Annotated in this window: 9 protein-coding genes; all 9 read left to right on the forward strand. The window is 67.6% G+C overall.

Annotated elements, in window-relative coordinates; all coding sequences use genetic code 11:
• The first annotated feature begins 68 nt into the window (after positions 1–68).
• The 9 genes from CCL05_RS38775 (at position 69) to CCL05_RS38810 (ending at position 4,756) form a co-directional block, all read left to right on the forward strand.
• On the forward strand, positions 69–410 hold the full coding sequence (locus CCL05_RS38775; protein ID WP_086565312.1) for a hypothetical protein: 342 nt from the start codon (positions 69–71) through the stop codon (positions 408–410).
• Entirely contained in the window at positions 403–777 is a 375-nt protein-coding gene (locus CCL05_RS38780) for a hypothetical protein (protein WP_086565313.1), read from the forward strand. The genes CCL05_RS38775 and CCL05_RS38780 overlap by 8 nt, the downstream gene beginning before the upstream one ends.
• Positions 764–922 carry a hypothetical protein gene (locus CCL05_RS45020; protein WP_158102527.1) on the forward strand — a complete coding sequence of 53 codons (159 nt, stop codon included), beginning with the start codon at positions 764–766 and terminating at the stop codon, positions 920–922. Before CCL05_RS38780 ends, CCL05_RS45020 begins: the two co-directional genes overlap by 14 nt.
• A gap of 37 nt (positions 923–959) precedes the next feature.
• A complete protein-coding gene (locus tag CCL05_RS38785; protein WP_086565314.1) occupies positions 960–1,715 on the forward strand; it encodes an HNH endonuclease signature motif containing protein in 756 nt (251 codons plus the stop codon).
• A gap of 73 nt (positions 1,716–1,788) precedes the next feature.
• Positions 1,789–2,310: a RusA family crossover junction endodeoxyribonuclease gene (locus CCL05_RS38790; RefSeq protein ID WP_086565315.1), complete on the forward strand. Its 522-nt coding sequence runs from the start codon at positions 1,789–1,791 to the stop codon at positions 2,308–2,310.
• Positions 2,307–2,741 (forward strand): WhiB family transcriptional regulator, encoded by a 435-nt coding sequence (locus CCL05_RS47650; RefSeq protein ID WP_086565316.1) that lies wholly within the window; start codon positions 2,307–2,309, stop codon positions 2,739–2,741. Before CCL05_RS38790 ends, CCL05_RS47650 begins: the two co-directional genes overlap by 4 nt.
• Positions 2,738–3,649 (forward strand): WhiB family transcriptional regulator, encoded by a 912-nt coding sequence (locus tag CCL05_RS38800; RefSeq protein WP_086565317.1) that lies wholly within the window; start codon positions 2,738–2,740, stop codon positions 3,647–3,649. The genes CCL05_RS47650 and CCL05_RS38800 overlap by 4 nt, the downstream gene beginning before the upstream one ends.
• Positions 3,649–4,161 carry a single-stranded DNA-binding protein gene (gene ssb / locus CCL05_RS38805; protein WP_086565318.1) on the forward strand — a complete coding sequence of 171 codons (513 nt, stop codon included), beginning with the start codon at positions 3,649–3,651 and terminating at the stop codon, positions 4,159–4,161. The genes CCL05_RS38800 and ssb overlap by 1 nt, the downstream gene beginning before the upstream one ends.
• Positions 4,162–4,435: 274 nt before the next feature.
• On the forward strand, positions 4,436–4,756 hold the full coding sequence (locus CCL05_RS38810; protein WP_086565319.1) for a hypothetical protein: 321 nt from the start codon (positions 4,436–4,438) through the stop codon (positions 4,754–4,756).
• Positions 4,757–4,791 lie beyond the last annotated feature (35 nt).

Below are 4,791 nucleotides of genomic sequence, written 5' to 3' on the forward strand. Positions count from 1 at the left end.
GTGCTCCTTCGGGGTCTCGGCCTCGCCGCCCGCGCCGACGCCGAGACCCCGAAGGAGCACCCCCAGCCGTGACCGACATCCCCGAACCCGCCGTGCAGGCCACCCGCTACGCCGTCTCCTACTTCCCGCCCGACGACCACGAGGGCGCCCTCTTCAACCTCTCCGTTGAGTACCGGGGACGTGGTCTGTGGGCCGTCGTCCGTCTGCGCTCCTGCCTCGGATCCGACGGCACCTGGTCTTACGAGTCGATCCCTTCCGAACGCGAAGACGAGTGGCTGGCTGAGCATCGCTTCGACCTGGACACCGCACTCAAGCTCGCGAAGGAGCACGCCCCCAAGATCACCGTGAACGGTTTCACCGTCGCGGATGCGCTGGCCATGCGGCAGAACCGGGAGCAGCGCCGTGCCTGAGCACACGCCCGGCTACGTGTCCGCTCTCGCCGCAGCCCTCGCCCAGGCCGACGCCGCCGCCCTCTACACCGCCGAACACGGCGACAACCAACTCGGCCGCCCAGTGCAGAACCACCCCGGGCTCCGCGTCTGGAACGGCGACCTCCTCCGCCTCGGTCACCTCCCCAAAACCCCCTTCGCCGTCGAATGCAACGTGCTCCTCCCCGACGGCAAGTTCGTCACCCTCGCCCACCACGAACACGTCCACATCGACCCCGACATCAAGCAGTGGGTGTTCTGCTCCGCCGCCGCCGACGGGGCCGTCCCCATCACCATCGCCGTCACCCAAACCCGAGACCTCGACGAGGACGACGATGCCCCAGCGTGAACTCCTCCGCCGCGCCGAAGACGAGCTCCAAAAGCTCCGCCGCATGGTCGCCAACACCGTCGCGTTCATCCACGACCAGGCCTACGACGAAACCGCCCGCCGCGCACTCGCCCAAGCCCTCGGACTCCCCGAACCCAACCAGTGAACGAACAGGAGTGGCCATGCCAGCCAAGGGAACGCGGATGACCACCGAGCAGCGACGGAAGATCAGCGCCGCGCTCACCCGCACAACTCTCCCGCAGGAGAAGCGCTGCCCCAGGTGCCAGGAAACCAAGCCCGCCAGCGCCTTCAGAACCCGCAAGCCCGGCGGCTTAGTCCTCACCGCCTACTGCCGGCTCTGCGAGGCCGAGAAACTCCGCGAGAACCCGCCCAAGCCGTCGGGCAAGACCAAGCCCTGCCAGATCGACGGGTGCGCCGCTCCCGCACAGGCGAAGAAGCTTTGCTGGACCCACTACAACCGGCTTCGCGCCCACGGTGACCCGCTCGCTACACCCGTGGCATATCGGAACCCTCTCGATTCGCTCGCCGCCAGAACCAACCGTGACGGCCCACTTCCTGAAGGCCGCCCCTCCCTAGGCCGGTGCTGGATATGGACGGGATCCACCAACGGCAAGTACGGGAGGGTCGGCAAGCAGTACGCCCACCGACTCGCCTACGAGAGCGCCAAAGGCCCGATCCCTGACGGCCTACAGATAGACCACCTCTGCCGGAACACGGTTTGCGTCAATCCTGATCATCTTGAGGCAGTCACAGGACGGGTCAACCTTCTGCGATCTCGCGGCTTCGCGGCACGGCAAGCAGCGCAAACCGACTGCATCCACGGCCACCCGCTGTCCGGCCCAAATCTCTACGTGGACAAGCGCGGACGACGCCACTGCCGCGAATGCCGCAAGCGCCGCAGCAGGGAAGCAGCGGCCCGCAGACGCACCGACCAGTAGGCCACAAGCCCGGCAACGCCACCCACCTACGACGCGGCCGCTACGGCCCCATACCCGTCACGGAGTACCCACGTTGACAGCCCTCGCCCCCGACCCGGCACCCGCCATCGGATACGACTGGGACCCCACGCCCGCCCTCACCGTCATCGTCTACGGACTCGCCGGACCCCAAGGCAGCAAGACGCCCGTCGGATGGGGCCGAAGCCGCAAAACCGGCAAGGCCATCCCCCTCATGCGGGAGTCCTCCACCAAGGTCAAGCCCTGGCGCGACAAGGTCACCGCCGCCATCCAGCAGGCCTTACTCACCGGACAAGCACGCCCCGTCGCCGGCCCCGTACGAGCCGACATCACCTTCACGATGCCCAAGCCCGTCAACGCCCCCAAACGACGCCGCACCTACCCGGCCGTCAGCCCCGACATCGACAAGCTCGAACGCTCCACCTACGACGCCATCAGTACCGCCAAAGCGTGGGAGGACGACGGCCGGGTCATCGAATCCCACAGCCGCAAGGTCTACCCCGGCGAACACCCCGAAGCCCTGCCCGAGCCCGGCGCGATCATCCGCCTCTACACCCTTCCCGGAGCCACACGATGAGCACCACCACACGCCTCGCCACAACACCGGACACGAACTGGCGCGACCACGCTCTCTGCGCCCAGACCGACCCCGAGATGTTCTTCCCGCAGGGCAACCAGCACCAGATCGCCCAGGCCACCGAGAAGGCCAAGAAGATCTGCGGACGCTGCCCAGCCCGGTCGGATTGTTTGGAGTGGGCGCTCGACACGGGGCAGAACGCGGGCGTGTGGGGCGGCCTCAGCGAGTGTGAGCGGCGAACGATCGCCCGTGCCCCGTTCTCCCACAAGGCCGTCTGTCTGGAGAACCGGCAGCTGATCGAGCAGAGGGTCGCCGAGAACGTGCCGTACCGGCAGATCGCCATGGAGTTGGGCGTGGGGCACTGGGCGGTGCGGCGTGCGGTGGAGTCGTTCCGGGCGCAGCGCGCCGCGGGGGAGGTGCAGCCGGCATGAACACCCTGACCGTTCCCCACTGGCGAGCGAAGGCCGCATGCTCGACCGCTGACGCAGACCTGTTCTTCCCCGACCCCGACACCCCGCAGGAGCGTATCGACCAGGCCAAGCAGATCTGCGCATCCTGCCCGGTGAAGCAAGCGTGCCTTGAGGACGCCATCCGCCGTGGGGAGTCCGAAGCGATCTGCGGCGGCCTGACAGGGCGGGAGCGGCGTTCCGTGGTTGCCCTCGACACTGGCCGGCGGCTGCGCCGGCCGGGCAGGGCTTCGGCCCGTCAGCTTGCGGTCAAGCACGGTGCGCATCTGCTGGTGGCCCTGGTGGAGTGGAAGATGAGCGTGCAGCAGGTCGCTGAGAGTCTCGGATCGACGCCGATGGGCGTGTACCGGGCGTATCTGCTGCTGGTTCCGCCCCGGCCCGGGCTGGTCAGGAACAAGAAGCCCTCAAGGATCGAGGAGCTTCTCCGGACGTCGAAGGAGACGTTGAGGTCGCTTGAGCGTCGGGGCCTGTCGCATTCGGAGATCGGTGTGGTGTTGGGGGCGGTCCTCAATTCGGAGAACACGCCGCTTCCGCAGAGCATGGTGAGCGCGGCCCTGTCCGTTCTCCGACAGCGGGAGGAAGGCATTCGGCGTCTGTCGAAGAACGGTGTCGACGGCCTCGAGCGGTTGCAGGCCGAGGAGATGCGGGTGCTGCGGGAATGCGGTGCCGGCCTGAGCGTCAGTGACGTGATCGCTCTGGAGGGCGACGCGATCGTGCGGCTGCACCGCAATGGTTCGGGTCTGACGCTGCGGGACATTGCGGCGCAGCTGGGGCTGTGCCGGGAGACGGTACGCAAGGCGTACCTCGAGATGACCTCTGACCAGCAGGTCGTGAGGGACCTGACGCAAGACGAGATGGGAGAGGCCGCCTGATGGCCGGAGAAACGATCGTGACTGTGATCGGCAATGTGGTGGACGAGAAGGTGTCCCTGCGCTTCACACCCTCGGGCGCGGGGGTCTGCAAGTTCACCGTGGCGTCGACGCCGAGGACGTACAGCAAGGAGAAGCAGGCCTGGGAGGACGGCCAGACGCTCTACCTGCCCGTGTCCGTGTGGCGGCAGCAGGGTGAGAACTGCGGGGAGACCCTGACGCGCGGTATGCGGGTGGTGGTGCAGGGCCGGCTGTCCCAGCGGTCCTACGAGGACAAGCAGGGCGTTAAGCGCACGGTGTATGAGCTCGAGGCCGACGAGGTGGCCGTATCGCTGCGCAGCGCCACCGCGAAGGTGGAGAAGACGGGCGGGTCGGGGAAGGGCCGTCAGCACTTTGAGGAGACGCGTCGTCAGACGTCGCAGGTGGCGCGTCAGGATCCGTGGGCGTCGGATGTGCCGGGTACGCAGCCGGCGGGGGCGTGGTCGGGTCCGTCGGGGGACGAACCTCCGTTTTAGAGCTGGCGTGCGCAGCGTGAGGGGTCTGGCCTGTCGGGTCGGGCCCCTTTCCGTATGCCCGGATCCCGCACAACGCATTGCATTGCCATGCAATGCGGAGTACGGTGGAGACATCCAAGCCCCACCACACGGACACCGGGGAACCCCCATGCCTTCCTGCGACTGCGGCGCCACACCCGAAGACCAGGCCGCCGGCATCCACCACGAGCCGTGCACCAGCCGCGACACCTCCCCGGACCAGCCGTCCGACCACTACGGCCAGTAGGAGCAGACCATGACCAATCACTATCCCGACTGGCTGATCAGGTACGAGGGCCCGGGCTTCTGCAAGCACTCTTCTCACGACTCGGAACACGAGGCCTACGAGTCCGCCCGCCACGCCCGGCAGCTCGCCGAGAAGGGCGAGGGAGTCGGTATTACTGACCGCATCGGCCAAGGCGCTTATCTGCGTGACGTCCGGTCGATCTGTGTGCTCCGTCGCCATGAGGCGTCTGGCGAGGAACTGGCGCACTCCTGGACCTGGAGGAAGAGCAACGTCAGGCCGGATGCCTTGATGCCGCGTCCTGACGGCTATTGGGACGGCTATACGGCCTGACTCGGCCCCATCCCCCAGGGGCCCTCCGGCCGCGC

The sequence above is a fragment of the Streptomyces africanus genome (assembly GCF_002150735.1).
GTDB lineage: Bacteria > Actinomycetota > Actinomycetes > Streptomycetales > Streptomycetaceae > Streptomyces > Streptomyces africanus.

Excerpts from the sequence above, each read along its gene's own strand:
- CCL05_RS45020 (WP_158102527.1), top strand. The coding sequence starts at position 764 with ATGCCCCAGCGTGAACTCCTCCGCCGCGCCGAAGACGAGCTCCAAAAG.
- CCL05_RS38785 (WP_086565314.1), top strand. The coding sequence starts at position 960 with ATGACCACCGAGCAGCGACGGAAGATCAGCGCCGCGCTCACCCGCACA.
- CCL05_RS47650 (WP_086565316.1), top strand. The coding sequence starts at position 2,307 with ATGAGCACCACCACACGCCTCGCCACAACACCGGACACGAACTGGCGC.
- CCL05_RS38800 (WP_086565317.1), top strand. The coding sequence starts at position 2,738 with ATGAACACCCTGACCGTTCCCCACTGGCGAGCGAAGGCCGCATGCTCG.
- ssb (WP_086565318.1), top strand. The coding sequence starts at position 3,649 with ATGGCCGGAGAAACGATCGTGACTGTGATCGGCAATGTGGTGGACGAG.
- CCL05_RS38810 (WP_086565319.1), top strand. The coding sequence starts at position 4,436 with ATGACCAATCACTATCCCGACTGGCTGATCAGGTACGAGGGCCCGGGC.